Source organism: Reichenbachiella sp. MSK19-1 (genome assembly GCF_003590315.1).
Classification (GTDB): Bacteria; Bacteroidota; Bacteroidia; order Cytophagales; family Cyclobacteriaceae; genus Reichenbachiella; species Reichenbachiella agariperforans.
Genome location: NZ_MIER01000016.1, coordinates 292,590 through 314,673 on the forward strand (window position 1 = coordinate 292,590; position 22,084 = coordinate 314,673).

General features: G+C 43.5%; 15 protein-coding genes. 10 read left to right on the plus strand and 5 right to left on the minus strand.

The window, feature by feature from the left end; translation table 11 throughout:
* Positions 1-31 precede the first annotated feature (31 nt).
* From BGP76_RS13930 to BGP76_RS13940, 3 genes are all read left to right on the plus strand, one after another.
* Positions 32-8,026 carry a lamin tail domain-containing protein gene (locus tag BGP76_RS13930; RefSeq protein ID WP_119845140.1) on the plus strand — a complete coding sequence of 2,665 codons (7,995 nt, stop codon included), beginning with the start codon at positions 32-34 and terminating at the stop codon, positions 8,024-8,026.
* Positions 8,023-8,466: a GNAT family N-acetyltransferase gene (locus BGP76_RS13935; RefSeq protein WP_119845141.1), complete on the plus strand. Its 444-nt coding sequence runs from the start codon at positions 8,023-8,025 to the stop codon at positions 8,464-8,466. The genes BGP76_RS13930 and BGP76_RS13935 overlap by 4 nt, the downstream gene beginning before the upstream one ends.
* Positions 8,467-8,730: 264 nt before the next feature.
* The gene (locus tag BGP76_RS13940) at positions 8,731-10,128 is read left to right on the plus strand and encodes a sigma-54 dependent transcriptional regulator (RefSeq protein WP_119845142.1); all 1,398 of its coding nucleotides are present in this window, start codon (positions 8,731-8,733) and stop codon (positions 10,126-10,128) included.
* Here the strand turns inward: BGP76_RS13940 and BGP76_RS13945 are convergent.
* The 3 genes from BGP76_RS13945 to BGP76_RS13955 form a co-directional block, all read right to left on the minus strand.
* Positions 10,103-12,682, minus strand: coding sequence for an ATP-binding protein (locus tag BGP76_RS13945; RefSeq protein ID WP_119845143.1), 2,580 nt, complete (start codon positions 12,680-12,682; stop codon positions 10,103-10,105). The genes BGP76_RS13940 and BGP76_RS13945 overlap by 26 nt on opposite strands.
* 106 nt (positions 12,683-12,788) lie before the next feature.
* Positions 12,789-13,469, minus strand: a complete 681-nt coding sequence (locus BGP76_RS13950; RefSeq protein WP_119845144.1) for a hypothetical protein — start codon at positions 13,467-13,469, stop codon at positions 12,789-12,791.
* Entirely contained in the window at positions 13,454-13,951 is a 498-nt protein-coding gene (locus tag BGP76_RS13955; RefSeq protein ID WP_119845558.1) for an RNA polymerase sigma factor, read from the minus strand. Before BGP76_RS13955 ends, BGP76_RS13950 begins: the two co-directional genes overlap by 16 nt.
* Positions 13,952-14,256: 305 nt before the next feature.
* On the opposite strand from BGP76_RS13955, the gene BGP76_RS13960 reads away from it, so the two are divergent.
* The 6 genes from BGP76_RS13960 to BGP76_RS13985 all read left to right on the plus strand — a co-directional run bounded on the left by BGP76_RS13960 (position 14,257) and on the right by BGP76_RS13985 (position 18,539).
* On the plus strand, positions 14,257-14,781 hold the full coding sequence (locus BGP76_RS13960) for a MarR family winged helix-turn-helix transcriptional regulator (RefSeq protein ID WP_073121739.1): 525 nt from the start codon (positions 14,257-14,259) through the stop codon (positions 14,779-14,781).
* A complete protein-coding gene (locus BGP76_RS13965) occupies positions 14,778-15,263 on the plus strand; it encodes a GNAT family N-acetyltransferase (RefSeq protein ID WP_073121737.1) in 486 nt (161 codons plus the stop codon). The genes BGP76_RS13960 and BGP76_RS13965 overlap by 4 nt, the downstream gene beginning before the upstream one ends.
* 6 nt (positions 15,264-15,269) lie before the next feature.
* Positions 15,270-16,535, plus strand: a complete 1,266-nt coding sequence (ectB, locus tag BGP76_RS13970) for a diaminobutyrate--2-oxoglutarate transaminase (protein WP_119845145.1) — start codon at positions 15,270-15,272, stop codon at positions 16,533-16,535.
* Positions 16,532-16,933, plus strand: coding sequence for an ectoine synthase (locus tag BGP76_RS13975; RefSeq protein ID WP_073121733.1), 402 nt, complete (start codon positions 16,532-16,534; stop codon positions 16,931-16,933). Before ectB ends, BGP76_RS13975 begins: the two co-directional genes overlap by 4 nt.
* 8 nt (positions 16,934-16,941) lie before the next feature.
* Entirely contained in the window at positions 16,942-17,811 is an 870-nt protein-coding gene (gene thpD, locus BGP76_RS13980; RefSeq protein ID WP_073121732.1) for an ectoine hydroxylase, read from the plus strand.
* Between the two features lie 110 nt (positions 17,812-17,921).
* The gene (locus BGP76_RS13985) at positions 17,922-18,539 is read left to right on the plus strand and encodes a MarC family protein (protein ID WP_119845146.1); all 618 of its coding nucleotides are present in this window, start codon (positions 17,922-17,924) and stop codon (positions 18,537-18,539) included.
* Between the two features lie 107 nt (positions 18,540-18,646).
* On the opposite strand, the gene BGP76_RS13990 is transcribed toward BGP76_RS13985, so the two are convergent.
* Together BGP76_RS13990 and BGP76_RS13995 are read right to left on the minus strand one after the other, a co-directional pair.
* A complete protein-coding gene (locus tag BGP76_RS13990; RefSeq protein ID WP_119845147.1) occupies positions 18,647-20,044 on the minus strand; it encodes a sodium/proline symporter in 1,398 nt (465 codons plus the stop codon).
* Positions 20,045-20,105: 61 nt separating this feature from the next.
* Complete coding sequence (locus BGP76_RS13995) at positions 20,106-20,579, minus strand: hypothetical protein (protein WP_119845148.1); 474 nt, start codon at positions 20,577-20,579, stop codon at positions 20,106-20,108.
* A gap of 156 nt (positions 20,580-20,735) precedes the next feature.
* On the opposite strand from BGP76_RS13995, the gene BGP76_RS14000 reads away from it, so the two are divergent.
* Positions 20,736-22,049, plus strand: a complete 1,314-nt coding sequence (locus BGP76_RS14000; protein ID WP_252737265.1) for a DEAD/DEAH box helicase — start codon at positions 20,736-20,738, stop codon at positions 22,047-22,049.
* Positions 22,050-22,084: the final 35 nt, after the last annotated feature.

A 22,084-nucleotide genomic window follows, 5' to 3' on the forward strand; every position in this document is an offset into this window, starting at 1 on the left:
ACCAACGAGTTCATAACCAACCCACAAGACAATGAGACCAACCCTACTCATGTGCTTACTCGTGATGAGTTTGCACGCGTTTTCGCAAATCACAGAGGATTTTACTGACGGAGATTTTACCAACAACCCTGCTTGGTCAGGTGACATCACAGCGTTTGAGATCGAGAGCGGTCAGCTCAACTCCAACGGCCCAGATATTACAGAAACACTCCACTTATCCACTCCCAATTCTTTGATAAACTATACCGAATGGACGTTTCTCGTGGATATGCGATTTGCCCCATCAGGGAGCAACAAAACTAGAACCTACTTGGTGTCCGATGCAGCGAACCTCGAAGGAAACCTCAACGGGTACTACATTCAAATCGGTCAAAGTGGAAATGACGAAATCGATTTTTATAGGCAAACTGCAGCTTCATCCAGCTTGCTTTTCACAGGCACAACTCAATTTACTGGTGATGTAATTGTACGGGTCAAAGTCACCCGTGACGCTTTGGGTACTTGGTCCATTTTTGCTGACCCAACAGGCGGAGTAGCGTTCGCTTCCGAAGGAGATGATTTTGTAGACAACACCCATACTTCCACCTCCTACTTTGGTTTTGTGGCTTTTCATACCAAGACCAACAAATACAACTTTTACTTTGATGACGTAAGTGTAGCGGCATTTGATCCGCCTTTTGGATTGGCTGGTGTAGATGTCGAGGGTAGTCAGTCCCTAAGACTGCATTTCACGCAGGGTTTGGATGCGACTTCTGCGGAATCGGTTAGCAACTACACGTTGAGCAACGGGTATGCTACCCCATCATCAGCCCTCATGGATGCCAGTAATCCCGATCAAGTGCTACTCACCTTCGCCGATGATTTCAGCAACAACGACTATATCCTCACGCTAAATAATATCAACAATGCAGATCAAGACGAGACCTTGAACGAAGTAGAGCAGCCTATCAGCATCGAGACTGCCACAGCTTTTCGAGATATTGTCATCAACGAGATTTATGCGGATTTTAATCCTTCAGCGACGGGACTTCCAGACGAAGAATTCATCGAATTGTTGAATACATCAGATCAAGCGATTAAAGTTGAGAACTTCACTTTGAATGGAAATACCGTGACTGATTTCACCCTTGAATCAGGAGCTTATGTAATCGTGACAGATGATTCGAACTTGACAGAGTTTGAGGAGTTTGGTGATGTAGTGACGATGACATCTTTTCCAGCCTTAACCAATGGTGGTATGAAACTCACGCTCGCTGACAATCTGGGAAATGTGGTGGATTCTTTGACCTACTCCACCAGTTGGTATCAGGATGAAGAAAAGGATGATGGTGGTTTTACTCTAGAACAAATCAATCCGAATTTGGCATGTAACTACTCCGCCAACTGGATCGCCTCGACTGATGCTGACAGAGGAACACCCGGGCAGCAAAATTCAGTTTTTAACGACAGTCCAGATGAAACGGGCCCTAACCTGATTTCTTTTGAAGTCATTAACGCAAGCACTTTCGAACTAACATTCGATGAACCGATGGATGAAGGCGCTTTGTCAGTGGCGACTTACACCTTGGATCAAGAGTTAGTGGTCAGCAGTATCACCCCATCTTACTTTGGTGTGACTTTAGACGTGACGCCTGATTTAGTTAGCGGGACTATTTATAATCTGACAATTACTGGTGCTACTGATTGTGCTGGGAATGCTTTGGGTATCAATAAGAGGAGTCTGATCTATGATATTGAGGCGCCTGTTTTGGAGGAAGTGATGGTTGTTTCAGGGACTGAACTTTTGTTGGTCTTTGATGAGGAGCTTGATGAGACGATGGCAGAAGATGAAAACAACTATTCGATTGATAACGAAGTTGCACCAACCCTAGCGACTCGTGATGAAGAAAACCCAATGCAGGTTACATTGACTTTTGAAACGGCTTTTACTGATGGAACGGAAAATTCTTTGACAGTCAGTGCAATGTCAGATGTATACGGCAATGCGTTGACTGTTTCCTTAGCGCAGACCTTTACTTATTATGAGCCATTTGCAGTGATTGACCTCAGCCATGAATCTGCTAATACGCTTCGATTGTCTTTCAATCAGAATTTAGAAGTGAATACTGCTCAAACCCTCACTAACTACAGTCTAAACAACGGCTATGGCAACCCGACTTCTGCCACTTTAGATCTGGATAACCCCGATCAAGTGCTACTCACCTTCGCCGATAACTTCAGCAACAACGACTATATCCTGACGCTAAATAATATCAACAATGCAGATCAAGATGAGACCTTGAGCGAAGTAGAGCAGCCTATCAGCATCGAGACTGCCACAGCTTTTCGAGATATTGTCATCAACGAGATTTATGGGGATTTTAACCCTTCAGCGACAGGACTACCAGACGAAGAATTCATCGAATTGTTGAATACATCAGATCAAGCGATTAAAGTTGAGAACTTCACTTTAAATGGAAATACCCTGAGTGATTTCACCCTCGAATCGGGGGCTTATGTAATCGTGACAAATGATTCAAATTTGACAGAGTTTGAGGAGTTTGGCGATGTAGTAACGATGACATCTTTTCCAGCCTTAACCAATGGCGGCATGAAACTCACGCTCGCTGACAATCTGGGAAATGTGGTGGATTCTTTGACCTATTCTACGGTTTGGTACCAAGATGAAGAAAAGGATGATGGCGGTTTTACTTTGGAACAAATCAATCCCGAAAGAGCATGTAACTACTCCGCCAACTGGATCGCCTCGACTGATCCCAATGGAGGAACGCCTGGGCAGCAAAATTCGGCTTTTGACGACCATCCAGATACGGCTAATCCTAATTTAATTTCTTTTGAGATCGTAGATGCGAACACTCTCGAATTGACGTTCGATGAACCGATGGATGAAGAAGCTTTGTCAATGGCGACTTATACTTTGGATCAAGAGTTAGTGGTCAGCAGTATCACCCCATCTTACTTTGGTGTGACTTTAGACGTGACGCCTGATTTAGTTAGTGGGACTATTTACAACCTGACAATTACTGGTGCTACTGATTGTGCTGGGAATACTTTGACTGTCAATACGAGCAGTGTGATCTATGATATTGAAGCGCCTGTTTTGGAGGAAGTGATGGTTGTTTCAGGGACTGAACTTTTGTTGGTCTTTGATGAGGAGCTTGATGAGACGATGGCAGAAGACGAGGACAATTACTCTGTGGACAATGCCATCGGAGTACCGAACCTTGCAACTCGTGATGAAGAAACCCCTACGCAGGTCACATTGACTTTTGAAACGGCTTTTACTGATGGAACGGAAAATTTTTTGACAGTCAGTGCAATGTCAGATGTATACGGCAATGCATTGACTGTTTCCTTAGCGCAGAGCTTTACTTATTATGAGCCATTTGCTGTAGTAGAGTTGAGTCAAGAATCTGCTAATACGCTTCGATTGTCTTTCAATCAGGATTTGGAAGTGAATACTGCTCAAACCCTCACCAACTACAGTCTAAACAACGGCTATGGCAACCCGACTTCTGCCACTTTAGATCTGGATAACCCCGATCAAGTGCTACTCTCCTTCGCCGATGATTTCAGCAACAACGACTATATCCTCACGCTAAATAATATCAACAATGCAGATCAAGACGAGACCTTGAGCGAAGTAGAGCAGCCTATCAGCATCGAGACTGCCACAGCTTTTCGAGATATTGTCATCAACGAGATTTATGCGGATTTTAATCCTTCGGCGACAGGACTGCCAGACGAAGAATTCATCGAATTGTTGAATACATCAGATCAAGCGATTAAAGTTGAAAACTTCACTTTGAATGGAAATGCTTTGGAAGACTTTACCCTCGAATCGGGGGCTTATGTAATCGTGACAGATGATTCAAACTTGACAGAGTTTGAGGAATTTGGCGATGTAGTGACGATGACATCTTTTCCAGCCTTAACCAATGGCGGCATGAAACTCACGCTCGCTGACAATCTGGGAAATGTGGTGGATTCTTTGATCTACTCCACCAGTTGGTACCAAGATGAAGAAAAGGATGATGGCGGTTTTACTCTAGAACAAATCAATCCTGAAAGAGCATGTAACTACTCCGCCAACTGGATCGCCTCGACTGATGCTGACGGAGGAACACCCGGGCAGCAAAATTCAGCTTTTGACGACCGTCCAGATGAAACGGGCCCTAACCTGGTTTCTTTTGAGGTGGCAGATGCGAACACTTTCGAATTAACTTTCGATGAACCGATGGATGAAGGCGCTTTGTCAGTGGCAACTTACACCTTGGATCAAGAGTTAGTGGTCAGCAGTATCACCCCATCTTACTTTGGTGTGACTTTAGACGTGACGCCTGATTTTGTTAGCGGGACTATTTACAACCTGACAATTACTGGTGCTACTGATTGTGCTGGGAATGCTTTGACTGTCAATACGAGCAGTGTGATCTATGATATTGAAGCGCCTGTTATGGAGGAAGTGATAGTGGTGTCTAATACGGAATTGCAGTTGTTTTTTGATGAACCAGTTGATTTGGAAAGCCTTTCCGAGGATGACTTTGTGGTGACACCAGACATGGGTAGCCCATCAGCTTTTAGTCAAGACAAAAGCTCTCCTTATCTGATCAATCTGCATTTTGACATTCCTTTTATTCCTGAATGGAATTATAAAATTATAAGTACAAACCTGTCAGATCAATATGGTAACATTTCACCAGATCCTTATGAATTTGCTTTTTCCTATCTGTCTAGCCTTGATACTGTTTTGGTAATGAGCGGGCATCATTTGTTATTGACTTTTCAGTTTCCTATCCAGAGAGAAACGATGCTAAACCCTGAAAACTATTTTTTGGGAGCTCCAAAAGCTGTACCGATTTCTGTTTTTGAAAATAAGAGTAATCCTTTGGAGGTCAACTTGATTTTTCAAGAAGATTTCGATGACAACAAACCATTAAACCTTTATGCTGAAGGGTTAGCTGATGAAGAGGGCGAAAGATTACCTCGCGCATCAATGACTTTCATATACGATACGGCACCTCCCAAAATCGATACTTTACAGGTTCTGGATCATCAGACTTTGCTATGCATGTTTACTGAAGTTGTGGAACAGAAGAGTGCTGAGACTCTGGATCACTATGAATACGAAGACTTTTACCCTGTTTATGCGGCATTGGATACAGATGAAAAAACGGTGAGGTTGGAGTTTGATAATGCGTTTGAGCCAGAGATGACCTATGTTCTTTTGGTCAATGAAGTTGCGGATTTGTTTGGCAATCCCATCAAAACTAGAATTCGCGAGTCATTTGTCTATGATGACATACCACCGAGGCTGGACAGTGCGTATATCAAGTCTCCGTCAGAAGCGGTGCTGTTTTTTCATGAGCCATTAGACAGTATGATCGCAGCATCTACGACTCATTATTATCTGATCTCTCTCGATTTGGAACCTGAAGAAGTCGTTGTAGAGCGCGAATTTCAGCGGCAAGTCACGCTGCGTTTTGATGAAGGAACTTTCGATGGTCAGCACTATTTACTGGAAGTAGAAGGATTGGCAGATCAGCGAGGCAATAGGGTGACCGAGCCTGAAACGGTTAAGTTAGATGATACTGAATTTCGATTGAGCGGAGTAGAAATATTAGCAGCAGATAAGATTCAATTAGAGTTCAATCATGCCTTGGGAGAAGGGTTTGGCCCTACGAACTTTCAGATGGAAAATTTGGAGGTGCAACGTGTAGAATCTTCGGACAGATTTGTAACGATCAGTTTGACTCATAATATGGTAAACGGAGAATCATACACTTTGAGATTTTTTGATTTGGTAAGTACCAAAGCTCAGGAGTTACATACGGTATACTATGATTTTGTATTTGATTCAAGATTAGAAAATGCGTATATAAAAAATGATCAAACCATTGAGCTTATGTTTGAGACTACATTTTCTGCTGTACAAGAGGGTAATTTTTGGCTCGGAGACAGTACGCAGCCTATTGCATCCGTGGTGAGTTCCGAAGATGGACACGTTGTGCAATTGATTTTTGCGGATGGTTTTGACTCGGATCAGATTTATACGATCAATTGGTCAGCATTGGAAAATGAGTTTGGAAACAACATTCCAGGGTATAGCATGGAAGTGCATTTGGATCGTACCAGCCCAACTGTAGTGGCAGTTGACCTATTAGATGCGCAGACGGTCTCGGTTCAGTTTTCTGAACCGATGGACAAACAGGTCGCAGAGTTTTTGGGTTATTATGAGGCAGATGGCTTGGCGATAGATCAGGCGACTTATATGGTGGAGGATACATTGGTGATGTTGTCATGGAGTACTGCGCTAGCAGAGAAAGAATATACGCTGCGGGTTCATTCGGTACATGATTTAGTCGAAAATCAAATCAATGATACGACACTATTTTTCACATACGAAGCGCCCTATCTACCAAACTATGGGGAGTTGATCATCACCGAGATTATGGCTGCACCGATAGAGGATCAGGTCGAATATGTAGAACTGTATAATGCTTCTGATCAACGACTGGAGTTGAAAGGCTTGGTTTGGAAAGATGGTAATGACGAGACGGCGTTCGTTTCTGGAGCGATTGAGCCAAGTGAATACATCGTCATATCAGCCAATGAGTCTGTTTTTCCTGACCAAAATACGGGGAGACTTTCCTCATGGTTGACGCTAAACAACGGAGGAGAGACACTTTCCATTTATACTGAAGAGCAGTTGGTGTTTTCGACGAGTTATACGGACGATTGGTATGGTCTGGAGGATCACGTGGGACGGAGTTTGGAGATGTTAGACGTGACTAATTTTTGTGGGGAGCAAAAGAACTGGACAGGATCTCAGATTATAGGGGGAACGCCAGGGGCTGCCAATTTCCAATCGACTGAAAACCCAGATCACAAAACTCCCGAGATCATATCGGCGGTGCTAGAACACAATCAGCAACTTTTGGTCACGTGGAATGAAAAGCTCTTTCCTACTGATGCTTTGTTAAATCAAATCGCGTTCGACCCCAGTATTGTTATAGCATCTGCAGAGCTACTCCTGCCCGAAAGTAATAGCATGATGATACAGGTATTGGACGAACTGGCACCTCGGCAGCAATATGTAATGACAGTGTCTGACGTAACGGACTGTGTCGGCAACCCTGTCTCATTAGAATCTGGACAGGTAGTGGTTCAAGTACCCGAACAAGCTGATAGCTTAGACATTTTGATCAACGAAATTTTGTTTAACCCCGAAACGGGAGGGGTGGACTTTGTCGAGATTTACAATCATTCAGACAAGGTGATCGACTTACAAAATTGGATGTTGGTGAGCGGCTCTGGTGATAATTCTTCCTTCAAGATGATTACGGCAAATCATCGATTGGTTGAGCCATTCAGTTTTGTTGTGTTGACGGCAGATCCCGCAATTCTCGATGCACAGTATCCTTTGGGAGATGAATCTACCTATTTCGGTATGGCTAGTTTTCCTCCCTATAATGATAGCCATGGTGAGGTGGGCTTGATAGATTCCAAAAATCAGGTCATGGATTATTTTGAGTACTCAGAGGATTATCATTCGAGCTTACTGGACAGTGAGGAAGGCGTGAGTCTGGAGCGAATAGCTTATGATATAGCTACGAATGACCCCAACAGTTGGCACTCGGCAGCCAGTACGGCCTTCTATGCCACACCTGGTTTGCAAAACTCTCAATATACAGAAACAGGTACGGGTAAGGGTCAGTTGGTGGTCGAGCCAAAGATTTTCATGCCGAATACGGTCGGTCAGGATGATTTCACTACGATCAGCTATTCTCTGAATCAGGCGGGTGGTTTTGCTAATATTTATGTGTTTGATACACATGGCCATTCGGTCAAATCCCTCGCCGAAAACCAGTTACTTTCTACTTCAGGATTTGTGACTTGGGACGGTTCTACAGATGCGGGAGATTTGGCACCCATTGGATACTACATCGTTTTTGCTGAGATTTACGATCCCAGTGGCAACAAAAGTGTGATCAAAGAAACCGTCGTGCTGGGGGCTAGACTATGAAATTTCAGATACAGATTAAACCCTTCGACCAGTTAGATATTCACAGCCTCTACCGTCTGCTCAAACTTCGCGTAGATGTTTTTGTCGTTGAGCAAAATTGCCCATACCCTGAGTTGAGCGAAAAGGATCAAGTCTCCGATCATTACATGCTCTATGACGGAGAAGAGCTGGCAGCATATCTTCGAACCTACGAACGAGAACCAGGCGTATATGGCATTGGTCGTATCGTGACAGATGTACGATACCGAGGAAAGGGACTAGCAGGAAACCTCATTCGCCAAGCCAAGGCGCGCATCCAAGCCACCGAAGGTGCCAAAGAAATCTATGTGCAAGGGCAATCACATTTGATTCAGTATTACGAATCTTTTGGCCTGACTGTGTGTTCGGAAGAGTATTTGGAAGATAACATTCCTCACACCGATTTACATGTAATCTTATAATCATGGCGTACAACTAAGAATCCGAAGCGAGGGTTAGGCAGCACTTAGCAGCGCTATGGCGCGCGGATTACAGAGAAAAAGATATTCAGAAGCTTGCGTTTTCTTGACAAAAGACTAGCCATCCCTGAAGAGAATTCTCGGTTCAATATGCCATATTTAGCCCATTTTTATCTATTTGTCTCTCCACACCATATCACGATTATTTAGTGAGCGAACAGCTGCTTTTTTCTATATTTGGTGACAAGAAACCTGTTATAAAATTTTATGGCGAAAATCCTAGTTGTCGACGATGATCCTTCATTCAACGAAATGCTCTCTTCTTACTTGCGCCGGCAAGATCACGAGATAGAGCAAGCCTTCTCTTCTCAGTCCGCGCTCGCAGCATTCAAGACCAAATCCATCGATCTGATTTTGACTGATTTTAAACTCCCCGATATGGATGGCCTAGAGCTGATTCGTATCATCAAGGATGAAAAACCAGACATGCCCGTAATCCTCATCACCAACTACTCAGACGTCAGGACAGCCGTTACTTCGATACAGCTCGGGGCATTTGAGTTCATCACCAAGCCAGTGAACCCCGACGAAATGCTGCTGACCATAGGTCAAGCATTACAGGAAAAAACTACATCAACTGCCGCAAAACCTAAGACCATCAAAAAAGCCTCTGGCTCACCCGAATATGTAATCGGCACCAGTCCGCAATCGCTCGATCTATGGCAACACCTACAGCTAGTCGCTCCTACTAAAATGACCGTTCTCATCCTCGGTGAGAGCGGTACAGGAAAAGAATATGCTGCGAAAATGATCCATGAAAAAAGCAAGCGTGCCAAAGCACCTTTCGTCGCACTGGACTGTGGAGTGCTATCCAAGGAACTCGCCGCAAGTGAATTATTTGGACACATCAAAGGTGCTTTTACTGGGGCAGTACAGGATAAAAAAGGAGCCTTTGAAAATGCCAATGGAGGCACCATCTTTCTCGATGAAATCGGCAATCTACCCTACGAAGTACAAGTGCAGCTACTGCGTGTGATACAGGAGCGAAAAGTGCGTCGTGTCGGGAGTGAAAAAGAAGTAGACGTGGATGTTCGTATCATTGCTGCCACCAACGAAAACATCGCTGTGTCTGGTAGCCAAAGTGAGTTTCGTACTGACCTATTCCATCGGCTAAACGAATTTGAACTGAAAATCCCAGCGTTACGCGAGCGAAAAGAAGACCTCAATGAATACATCGGGTTGTTCCTCCGGCAAGCCTGTAACGAACTAGAACGAGAGGTGACTGGCCTAGACGCTGAGGCACAATCGATCGTGCAACACTACTCCTGGCCGGGCAATCTCCGAGAATTGAAAAATGTCATCAAGCGTGCCGTTCTACTCAGTACTGGCGAATTAATCACGCCAGCACAGTTACCACACGAACTGGCCAATGAAGAGGTCCTTTCAACGACTGATACAATAGCTGACAATGCAGCTTCTATCCAAAACGCCATCAACGGAACTACAGGTACGGATCTGAAGGCACTGCAAGAAAAAAATGAAAAGCAGCTCATCTTAGAAACACTAGAAAAAACCAAATACAACAAGAGTAAAACAGCCAAACTGCTAAATATTGATAGAAAAACACTCTACAATAAACTCACGAAATATCAAATTGAGATTTAAGATCCTGACGTAGCTCATCTAGGACAGTCGCCAACTCTGCCTGTAGCTCACGAGCACTCGTCACAGCACGATCCGTCTGGCCGAGCTGCTCATGCAACTCGATACTTGCTAGAGATTCACTGATCAGTGGTAGACCTAGATTGTCGTATGTCGTTTTCATCTGATGGGCTAACTCTCCGAGTTGGGTCGCATCAGCTGCATCCAGATAGACCTGATAGTCGACTAGTTGACGCTCATTATTCGTGAGCAATGAGGCGAGTAGTCGCTGAAAGGTTTCTTCATTTCCTCCAGCAAATTTCCTAATGATGGAATAGTCAAACCTTGATACCTTGTCTTTTTTCGTTTCCAAGACAACAGTGCTTTCCTCCTCACGGTCTGATAATTCAAAGTAGTTACTCAAAATGCTTTGAATATCCGCTGCATCGTAGGGTTTGCTAAATACCTGATCAAACCCCTCGGCTTTTAGCGCCTCCAATTTATCCATCTGCACATGAGCAGTCAGCGCAATCACTGGGATATGGATCTGCTCTGTTCGTAACTGGGACAGAAAAGCCACGCCATCCATTCCAGCCATTTTAATATCTGAAAAGATGAGATTCACCTCCTGCGACCGTGATTGCAAAAACACCAAAGCCTCTGCCGCTTGTTGAAACAAGAAAACCTCTTCTACATGCTGCAGTAATATTTCACGCAACAACGTACCGTTCCAATCGTCATCCTCCACAACCATAACTTTCACTGCAAACCGAGACGCCATTTGGTCATCCGAAACCAAAGAGAGCTGTGACTCCTCCTCTTCTAAGTAGGGTAAACTCAGTGATAACGTAAAGGTGGAACCCTCCCCCAGTTCGCTGATCAAACCTACTTCGCCTCCCATAGCCTCTATCAGATTTTTGGCAATTGACAGCCCCAGTCCAGTTCCTCGATAGTTTTGAGATTCTGCATTGACCTCCTGTGTAAACTGGTCAAATATCACTTGCTGCATTTCTTTGGATATCCCCGCTCCTGTATCTCGTACTATAATGGACAAATCCATCATATTTCCTTTTTCCGTCCCGGCTACCTCTAGATCGATCGTACCTTCTTTGGTAAACTTGATGGCATTACTAAGTAGGTTGATCAGTACTTGTTTGAGACGAACAGCATCTCCTAACAGCTTGACCCCCTGCAGTCCAGATATACTCCCCTTCAGTGCTATTCCCTTTTGTTCGCACACCTTGCCATAGATCGTCTCCAGCTCCTCCATGATGAGCTGCATATCGAAGGGCCGTTTGTCTAATTCTAACATGCCTGCTTCGATCTTTGCCTGATCCAATACGTCACTGATCAACTCGGAGAGGTAATCATTCGAATATCGGATTGCCTTGAGAAACTTCGCTTGTTTGTCATCCAAGTTCGTCTGGGCGATAAGCTCCGAAAAACCCTTGATACTCTGTAGCGGTGTGCGGATTTCGTGACTCATATTGGAGAGAAAATCCTCCTTGGCCTGTGCTAATTTTTCCGCTCTGTTTTTTTCCTTCTCTAACTGATTTCGATAGAAAAATGAGCCCGTAATATCCTTTAGGATTAAGAATAAAAAAGCAGCGCTCATCATTAATCCTACAAAACCTGTAGAAATGATAAACAAAGTAGAACGTGCTGCGGACTCCGTTGCTTTTTCGTTGCTAATAGCAGACTCTTTCTTTTCTTTCTCTTTGAGCTCGCCGATGATGGATCGAATACTAGAAATGAAAACCATGTCCTGACGGAGCATTGCCAGTTCTTGAGACGACATCTGACGCTTTACTCTTTTTTCTTTTTTGAGCACTTCGTTGAGAATGGTTTTGACTTCTTGTAGGGTAGTATCGGCACGGTTGTCTTTAACAATACTCGTGTCTACACGAATAATTTTGGCCAACCGTAGTTCCTCTTCCACCGTCGTGACAGTATCCACTCGAGTATTTTCTGCGCCTACTATCTTTCGAAAAAAACCCTTCAGCCCCTTTGTCTCTTCCTCCACGATCTCAATATGCTGACGCTCGACAGGTACGAACTCCCCATCAAACAACTCCTGTCGCAGCAGTTGACGCTCAGATAATGTAGAGTCTTTGAGTTGCTTTTGAATCTCATCCAAAGCCTCTCCGGTATAGATGGCCTGTTGGCGTCTGTTCTTTATTTTGAGGAAAGCCTCTAGATTGAGCATCTTGGTATCGAAGAGTGTTTCTAAAGAGTCCACTCGGGCATATTGTACACTATCAGATTGTAGACGAACCTTTAAACTTCTGATTTTCTGTTTGGCCGCTCGGCTATGCAACAAATATTGTTTTTCGAGTTTCGGATCGTTACTGAGGATGAAAGACTGAATATTGTTCTCTGCCTCTACAATCTCCTGAAACGTCTCATTGATCAGTTCCACTCGCTGATCTGGTTTACTCAACTGATCAATCGATCCTGTCAGCGTCACAAAGCTCTCGTAGCTCACATAGCAGATACAGCCCGTAATCAGTGCGGAAATCAAAAACACCATCCATACTTTCCTCTTGGCTTGCGTATCTGTCTTTTTGGTTTGGGTCATGGCCAGCCGTTATTTAGATTCAATGTAAAATAACGGCTAGTCGTTCATTTTCCCATTGCTTCAATGAAATATCCATAGGTTAGTCTGCTAGGAAATAAAACAAAGTCTATTGCTCCTCCTCCTCAAACTCCCTGATCTCACCCAAAAAAGCCTGTGCACCAGCCACCTGACTCCCGTTGCCTTGGAGAAGTCTCTGCATCCATTTCTTGTCTGCATTTTCAGGAATCAATTTGCTATGCATCCATAGGGCTAGTGGAAACATAAAAACGACGGTAAAACCAAGCTGACTATAGAGCCATGTCTGGTCAGCTACCGCAATGATATCAACCCCAAAAAATACCTGAAAAGCCATGATAACCCAACCCATATAGAGAGGAAAGACCCAAACACCTACTCGAAAATACCGAATAATAGTCGTCCGCAGGGTGGCCAATTGTCTTTGTAATTCTATCACTGGAGCCGTATAATCAAGCTTCATAATCAACTCAATTTCTCTAACCGAAGTAAAACAAACTAATACCGCCCACAAAGTGAACACCCCGCCTGTTAGTGCCATATACCACTGCGCTGCATGCTGGATACCAAACCCAGCAAAACAAAGCCCTCCGATTAAGTAAAAAGTGAAAGTTATCACCTTGACTCTAAGTAGGTTTTTCATTTTATCCCTGACCTTCTCCAAATTACCCTCTCGAATCACCTTGAGGTTAAGCTTCCAGTTTCTGTCCAATTTGGCTTCTACAGTAGCCCAAGTCGATTTCAAATTTTCCAATTCTATCTTTGCGTCCATTCTCGTTTGATTTTTTGTTTTATGCGATTGATTTTAGTGCCTACATTACTCACACTGATGTTGAGTATACTAGCGATTTCATCATGACTGTGATCATCTAGGTAGAGGATCATCAGTGCGCGATTTAGCTCATCCAGTTCAGCGATAAACTGATTGAGACGCAGAATATTTTCGTCCTGCTCATCTTCATCTGTAGTCTTTATATCCACGAATGAAGCCTCTTCCATTCGGTCAAAATGCTTGTTTCTTGTGATTTTTTTTCGATAAGCAGAGATTGCCACGTTTAACGCAATGCGGTAGACCCAAGTAGATCGCTTGAACCTATCATCATACTTGTGATAACTATTCCATAATTGGACGATCACTTCTTGTACAAGGTCCTTTTGATCCTCTGAATCTCTACAGTAGCTATGGCATATCTTAAAGATGATCCGTTTATGAGATTCGAGCATCTCCAAAAAAGCTTCTCTATCTGATTTCATATAGTTTGACTTAGTATAATACAGTCGCTGGACATTCTTATTTTTCTTTTCAAGAAACGAAGATTCAGCTGACATACCATTATTCGCAGCAACTGCTCCAAAATCACAGCAAAAAAACTTTTTTCACCAAATCACGGCTATCTCTCTTATTTCTTTGATTTGAAATATTCAATCAGCATTATAAAATTCAACAATTAATATTTCACAACTAAAATATTTTTAATTGTACTGAATCTTTTACCTTTGCAAAAGTTTCAGTGGTGTACTATTTTGCATAGTAAAACATACACCAATTTAAAAACACAGTGAAGATCGAACAAGAAATTATCGCAAGCATCAGAAAAATCATACGAGCCGTTGACATTTACTCTAACAGATTGAAAGAGCAAATCGGACTCAATTCCTCACAGTTGACCTGCCTCAACTATTTGAGCGAATACGGGCCTCGATCGATTTCGGATCTGGGCAAGATGCTGAATCTATCGCCGAGCATGCTAACCAATATCATAGATCAGCTAGAGTCCCGGCTCATGGTAGAACGTGTCAGGTCTGACAAAGATCGACGTATTATCAAGATAGAAATGACCAAAATGGGAGAAGAGATACTCTCCAACTCACCCATGTTTTTACATAAAAAACTGGAAAACAACTTATCAGACCTTTCACCAGACGAGCGAAAAAAAATTCTCGATTCGTTAGGGCTGTTGATCACAGCGATCGAGGCAGAGGATGTGGACTCTAGTCCTATCTTAGCTAGTGGTGAAAATGTGGTAGGCGAACCAGAAATCACAATTAATCAAGACGGAGAATTCAAGCCGAAACATTCATGAATCTAAAAATTGGGAAACCTCAAATTACAGATGGAAAAGAAATTTGGAAACTTATCAAACGCACAGGTAATCTAGACCTCAACTCAGAGTACTGCTACTTTATGCTAGCAGATCTCTATCAGGATCATTGTGCGATCATTACCTCACCGGATCATTCTGGTATTTTAGGATTTGCCTCTTGTCTGCCTCGTCAAGATCAAGCCAATACACTATTCGCTTGGCAGATATGTACTGACCCCTTGATACAAAAAAGAGGGATGGCCAAAAAGATGCTACAATTCGTCCTAGACAATCAAGACAAAAAATTCGAATACTTACAGGCGACCATTTCAGACGACAATCTGGGGTCGCAAGCACTTTTCAAATCAATAGCCAAGTCCTACGGGGCATCTATTGACAAAGAAATGTACATAGCGGCTGATGACTTCAACGACAGTCATGAGTCAGAATACATATACAACATCGGGAAATTGAACTATTAAAAAATAATGGAACAGGTAAAAAAACACGAATCAAATGTAAGAGGGTACAGCAGAAGCTTTCCCGTTACATTCACTAGCGCCAACGGTGCAGTTATTCACGATACGGATCACAAGCAGTATATTGATTTCTTGGCAGGAGCTGGCGCACTGAACTACGGTCACAATAACCCGTTCTTCAAAATGAAACTAATGGATTACATCGACAAAAATGGTGTAACCCATGGACTGGACCTTTCAACAGAGGCCAAAGAGCATTTCATCAACATCTTCAACAAATACATCCTCGAACCCAGAGAATTGAAGTACAAGATGCAATTCACAGGGCCAACAGGTACCAATACGGTAGAAGCAGCCATCAAACTAGCTCAGATCGTAACGGGCCGTACCAACATCATTACCTTCACCAATGGCTACCATGGTCATAGCAAGGGTGCACTGAGGCTAACGGCCAATGCACATTATAGAAAAGGATTGGAAAATGAACTTAACCAGTTCACGACCTTTATCCCATACTATGGCTTCTTAGATGGAGATTTTGACTCGGCAGACTATTTGGACAAAATCCTAAGTGACTCAGGTAGTGGTACAGATATTCCAGCGGCAATCATTCTGGAGACTATCCAGGGAGAGGGCGGTGTGAACATTGCTCCAAAAGAATGGCTTCAAAAGCTCAGAAGAATCACCGAAAAACATGACATCTTGATGATCGTAGATGATATTCAGGTAGGTTGTGGTCGTACAGGTAACTTCTTCAGTTTCGAAGATGCCGGTATCTACCCAGACATGGTGACACTGTCTAAATCACTGAGTGGGTACGGACTACCTATGTCACTGCTACTGATCAAACCAGAGATCGATGATTGGAAGCCTGGTCAGCACACAGGGACATTTAGAGGAAACAACCTCGCATTTGTCACAGCGGCAGAGGCCATCATCAAGTACTGGAAGGACGATGAATTCACCAAAGAAACACTAGCCAAGTCGAGCAAACTGCTCAGAATATTGAAGCAAATAGGTGAAGACCATAAAGAGATCATCACAGATGTCAGAGGTAAGGGGCTCATCGCTGCGGTAGAGTGTACCGATGCAGAAACAGCCAGTAGTATTACTGCTGAGGCATTTGACAATGGACTGATCATCGAAACCTGTGGCTCTAATGGCAACATTATCAAATTTTTGCCTCCGCTAAACATTCATGACAATTATCTCAACGAAGGAATTAAAATTTTTGAACAAGCTGTACAAAGCATAAATAAAGTAGAATTAGTATGATAGTAAGAACATTAGAGGAAATCCAAGCATCAGGCAATGAGGTGAAATCTGATGGCTGGACGAGTAGAAGGTATCTTTTGAAAAAAGATAAGATGGGTTTTTCATTTCATGAGACCATCATCGAGGAAGGTGCCAAACTCGAAATGCATTATAAAAATCATTTTGAAGCAGTGTACTGTGTCAAGGGAGAAGGCAAAATCACAGCACTTGCCAGTGGCGAGTCTTGGGATATCAAACCTGGCACCATGTATGCCCTCAACGAAAATGACAAACATATTTTAGAAGGAATCTCCGAAATGACCGTCATGTGTGTGTTCAATCCTCCCGTCACTGGGCAAGAAAAACATAACCCCGATGGCAGCTACTCGATCGTCGAGGAAGATGAGGTTTTAAATTAAAAACAACTATGGTAATAGAAGACTTGTATCCGTCACGTACCCAGGCAACAGCTCGGTGGATAGACAGACAAGATCCTGTCGTATATGCCAAGGACAAAAGAACCGATGCATTAACAAGAGAGCAAATCGACAGTTTTGAACGCGACGGATTTTTAATCATCAACAGTGTTTTCTCTCAAGAGGAAATAGATCAGTACAACGAAGAGTTCGAACGACTAGGGAATGACCCTATCCTGTCGGCCAAACAAGAGTTCATCAAAGAACCAGAAAGCCGAACCGTTCGATCCATATTCGCTGCACACAAGTTTAGCGACAAATACAAAGCACTGACCAACGATCCACGGATCAAGGACAAGGTAGAGTACTTGTTAGACGACAAAACCTACGTACATCAGGCTAGAATCAACGCCAAACCAGGATTCAAAGGGAAAGAATTCTACTGGCATTCTGATTTCGAGACTTGGCATGTAGAAGATGGTATGCCTCGCATGCGTGCTATCAGTTGTCTGATCACTATGACAGAAAACAAAAGTTACAACGGGTCTCTGATGCTGATCCCTGGTTCACACAAAAGATTCGTGAGCTGCATCGGCGAAACACCAGAGGAGCACTACAAAGACTCGCTACGCAAACAGGAATACGGTGTGCCTGATCAGGAAAGCCTCATCAAATGCTATAATGAAAATGGAATCGTAGTAGCTGAATGTCCTCCTGGATCTTTGATTCTGTTCGACTGTAACACGTTACATGGCTCTAATGGCAACATCACGCCACTGCCACGGAGAAATATCTTCTTCGTACTCAATGCCGAGTCAAACCGATTAGAGCAGCCATTCGGGGGCACCAAGCCACGACCAGATTTTATTGGACATAGGTAAGCGAATAGCAAGCTCTAGAATACATTTACGAAAGGTTTACGGATTGAACATTACTCACTCCGTAAACCTTTTTTTATAACTTCACACTTGTATCATTAAACAACAGACACATGCTCAACGACGCATTTTACGACTCTTTGGGACTTATGCTTTTCATGCTCAACCCCTTCTTGCTTATCGTCTATCTCATAGACCTAATCGAGGAGCTCGACTCCAAAACCTTCGCGACGGTACTAATCCGTGCTGGTATAATCAGTGGTGGATGTTATGTGATTTTCGCTGTACTAGGCAATGAAATCTTTAATACGCTGTTCAAAGCTGACTTTGCCTCCTTCCAGATTTTCGGTGGGATTATCTTTTTAATCACAGGGATCAAATATGTATTCGATGGTAACAAAGCAATCAAAAGCCTCCGTGGAGAGCCCAAATATGTACAAGGTGGTATCGTCATGCCTATCATGGTAGGGCCTGGCACCATCAGTGCGAGTATCATCGTAGGTCAAAGGCTAGATTACGCCCCCGCCATTGGTATTATATTGGTATCATTAGTCGTCTGCATCACCACAGTAATCCTCCTCAAAGAACTTTACACCAAAGTAAAAAAGAAGAACGAAGCGTTACTGCTCAAATACATCGATATCATCGGTCGAGTCGCTGCACTGTTGATCGGTACCTTCTCCATAGAGATGATCATGAGCGGAATCAAAGCATGGGTGGCCAAGTTTTAGCCTTCTAAAAAAATAGCCCTGTCAGCGTGCTACACGCTGACAGGGCTATTCATTTCTAATTGATTGATGAGTCCACGCATCAACGTAAAAAATTTTGATACTAAGCTCTAGTTGTCTTGACTCTTAGCTCCAATTCTAGAGATAAAATACACTGCAAACCCTGTGATGATCCCTGGCATCATTTCATAGACAATACTTCCCCAACCAATAAAATTCCAGCCTAGCGTAACTACCCCAGCCGAGATCATCATCGCCAGTGTCGTATTTGCATTGACGGGCTTGTTGAGCATACGCATCGTGATCACAGGCCCAAACACCGTTCCCAATACCGCCCAAGCATAAATCACGATCTCAAAGACACTGCTATGCCCATACAATGATATACCCACTGCAAATAGCGTAATCCCTATCGTAAACAGCTTGCTGATGCGATAACTGTTCTTGAACTGCGGAAAGATGTCATTGGATAACGAGGAAGTACAACTGATCACTAGAGAATCAGCTGTAGAAATCGTCGCGGCAAATATCCCTGCTAGCATAATCCCCACTAAATAGTCGGGCAGCAACCGCATCGACATCATCGGAAGTGCTAACTCAGGATCGAAATCACCTTCACCTGTCAGTACGATACGAGACAACAGCCCTACGCCTATGGCCAAGGCATAAAATCCCGTAAACCATGAGTAGTAATACATCCTTACTTTTTTGATATTCTTTGTACTATCGAGCGTCATATAGCGTACCATGATGTGCGGCTGACCGACGACTCCAAACCCTGCAAACAACCAACCGACCGCCACCAATAGTGAGGCTGATAAAGTCATTTCGGGATTAAAAAGACTCATATAGCCTACTTTGACTTCTCTCAGGCTACTAATGGTTTCGGTCCAGCCTCCACTATAATCCACCGCATAGTATAGCAAAGTCCCCATAGCGATAAACATCACGATCGACTGTGCAGCATCCGTCCAGATTGAAGCCCGTATTCCCCCCGAAAAACAATACAATAGCACCAAAACAGCCCCCGAAACCACGCCAATCCATTGATCCCAGTGCAATGTCACCGCCAGTGCCTTTCCTCCAGCACTAAACTGAGCTGCAGCATACGTGCTCAAAAACACAAAACTGATCAGCCCACTCAGTAGACGTATACTCTTTATAATCTTACCCTCATGATTAGCGATTAAACTTCCAAAACTCAGAATATTGTACTTGGCGCTCAAGTCACGCAGCTTACCATACACGAGCATCGAACCCATAAAATCTCCCAATATCCAGCCCACCATCAACCAGACAGACTCTAGTCCTGCCACATAAGTATAGCCTATCATCCCGATAAACATATAACCACTGTTGTTAGTCGCTACAGCAGAGAGAGCTACCAGCCAAGGTTTCACATCCTGACCTGCGAGCAGATAATCTTTGGTGTTTTTTTGTTTTTGAATAGAAGAACCAACTCCTATCCCAGCGAATAGAAGCAACATGAGCACAAATACTACAATCATAGATATTTCAATATTAAACTATATGGCTGCAATTTAAGCAAATTGTGCTCACCAGTCAATTTCACACCATTCGGTCCAAAATCACCGTGTAGTCATACTGAAGGTCTTCATGTAGCGTAGCTACGGATTTTCGAATAGCTGTCATTTGGCGTTGATAGATATTGAATAGCGTGGTATTGCGCTGCAGCGGAGGATCAAAGTCAATTAGCGATTGGCAGTAGTAAGTTAACAACTCCACCTCGGTCTCCTTTTTCTTCGAATAGCGTATATATTTTTTGGTTAGCCGCAGAATCTTACGCGCACTTTTGTTGATATAGTAGTAACTAGCGTTGTTGATTTCGGCAAACAATTCATCCATCTCCAGCTTCACACTTTCGATATAGGATGCCTCATCTTGTGCCTCATACAAGAGGTAGGTCAGGAGCTCTTTGTTCTCCTTTTTGAAGCGAGATAGCTGCAAGCACAGCTCCATCAGTTCGGTTTCTGACTTTTCTTTTAGTACTTGTTTGAGTTCTCTGACTGTGGCTGCTTTCATGGCTATCTATTATCAAAGGCAATTTAAGACCATTTCTTTTGATCCGAATCAGCGATCACAAATAATGTATGACAACTAGAAATGGAAACATTATCATTTTATACGAAACTTAAAGCGTACCTTTGCAGCTTAACAACGAAATGATATTTGTAATGAATGGTCATTTCATTAACAGATTATATGTCATTTGAAAAACTAGGTCTCTCTGATAAAATATTAGAGGCGATCACCAAAAAGGGCTATACGAGCCCATCTCCTATTCAGGAAAAAGCAATTCCAAAAATACTAGAAAGAAAAGACGTCTTGGCCTCCGCTCAGACAGGTACAGGTAAGACGGCAGGGTTTACCCTCCCACTCTTACAAATTCTAAACCAAGGTCAGCAACTACGCAACCGGCCTGTACGTGCATTGATCCTCACGCCCACGCGTGAGCTAGCTGCTCAGGTATACGAAAATGTACGTGAATACAGTACGTACACCGACCTCCGCTCTACCGTTATATTCGGTGGGGTCAATGCTGGTCCTCAGATCAAAACACTCAACAGGGGCGTAGATGTATTGGTCGCAACACCAGGTCGTCTACTAGATCTACACAACCAGAAGGTGTTTTCGCTGGACAAAGTAGAGATCATGGTACTCGACGAAGCAGACCGCATGCTCGACATGGGGTTCTCTCGGGATATCAAAAAAATAATCAACTTGTTGCCAGAGCGTAGACAAAACCTGCTTTTCTCAGCTACCTTCTCCAAGGAGATCAAAAAGCTGGCCAGTGCCATGCTACACAACCCTGTCTTGGTAGAGGCTACACCAGAAAATACTACAGCAGAAAAAGTTATTCAAAAAGCCTACCGTGTCGATCAAAAGCAGAAACCAGCTGTAGTCATCAAAATGATCACAGAAGGAGACTGGCACCAGGTGCTGATTTTCACCCGAACAAAACACAAAGCCAATCGCCTCAGTGAAGTACTCGTGAAAAAAGGGATTAGCTCAGCAGCCATACATGGCAACAAAAGTCAAGGAGCACGTACCAAGGCTCTCGATGGATTCAAAAAAGGAACTGTCCGAGTACTCGTAGCGACAGATATCGCAGCCCGTGGGTTGGATATTCCTCTACTCCCACACGTCATCAACTTTGAACTCCCTAACGTACCCGAAGACTATGTACATAGAATCGGACGTACAGGTAGAGCTGGCGCCAACGGTGAGGCTATTTCCCTCGTCAGTATTGATGAAATCGAATACCTACGCGATATCGAAAAACTGCTTGGCCAAAGCCTAGGAGCAGAAATCATTGAAGGGTTCGAGCCCACCGAAACAGCACCACCAAAAGGTGCTAGCAAAAAGCCACAGAACAAAGGGCAGCACAACCGTCGTGGAAATGGAAATGGTGGTGGAGGAAATACTAACAATTCCAACAGTGGAGGTGGTAACAAAAAACCATTCAGAAGAAGACGGTCAAGACAGTCTTAAAAATAAATCAACACCACAAAAAAGGTCTAAGAACA

Coding starts and splice junctions, on each gene's coding strand:
- BGP76_RS13950 (WP_119845144.1), bottom strand. CDS start 13,469: ATGGACGCAAAGATAGAATTGGAAAATTTGAAATCGACTTGGGCTACT.
- BGP76_RS13990 (WP_119845147.1), bottom strand. CDS start 20,044: ATGATTGTAGTATTTGTGCTCATGTTGCTTCTATTCGCTGGGATAGGA.
- BGP76_RS13930 (WP_119845140.1), top strand. CDS start 32: ATGAGACCAACCCTACTCATGTGCTTACTCGTGATGAGTTTGCACGCG.
- BGP76_RS13965 (WP_073121737.1), top strand. CDS start 14,778: ATGAATCTAAAAATTGGGAAACCTCAAATTACAGATGGAAAAGAAATT.
- BGP76_RS13935 (WP_119845141.1), top strand. CDS start 8,023: ATGAAATTTCAGATACAGATTAAACCCTTCGACCAGTTAGATATTCAC.
- BGP76_RS13995 (WP_119845148.1), bottom strand. CDS start 20,579: ATGAAAGCAGCCACAGTCAGAGAACTCAAACAAGTACTAAAAGAAAAG.
- BGP76_RS13985 (WP_119845146.1), top strand. CDS start 17,922: ATGCTCAACGACGCATTTTACGACTCTTTGGGACTTATGCTTTTCATG.
- BGP76_RS13975 (WP_073121733.1), top strand. CDS start 16,532: ATGATAGTAAGAACATTAGAGGAAATCCAAGCATCAGGCAATGAGGTG.
- thpD (WP_073121732.1), top strand. CDS start 16,942: ATGGTAATAGAAGACTTGTATCCGTCACGTACCCAGGCAACAGCTCGG.
- BGP76_RS13945 (WP_119845143.1), bottom strand. CDS start 12,682: ATGACCCAAACCAAAAAGACAGATACGCAAGCCAAGAGGAAAGTATGG.
- BGP76_RS14000 (WP_252737265.1), top strand. CDS start 20,736: ATGGTCATTTCATTAACAGATTATATGTCATTTGAAAAACTAGGTCTC.
- ectB (WP_119845145.1), top strand. CDS start 15,270: ATGGAACAGGTAAAAAAACACGAATCAAATGTAAGAGGGTACAGCAGA.
- BGP76_RS13955 (WP_119845558.1), bottom strand. CDS start 13,951: ATGAAATCAGATAGAGAAGCTTTTTTGGAGATGCTCGAATCTCATAAA.
- BGP76_RS13940 (WP_119845142.1), top strand. CDS start 8,731: ATGGCGAAAATCCTAGTTGTCGACGATGATCCTTCATTCAACGAAATG.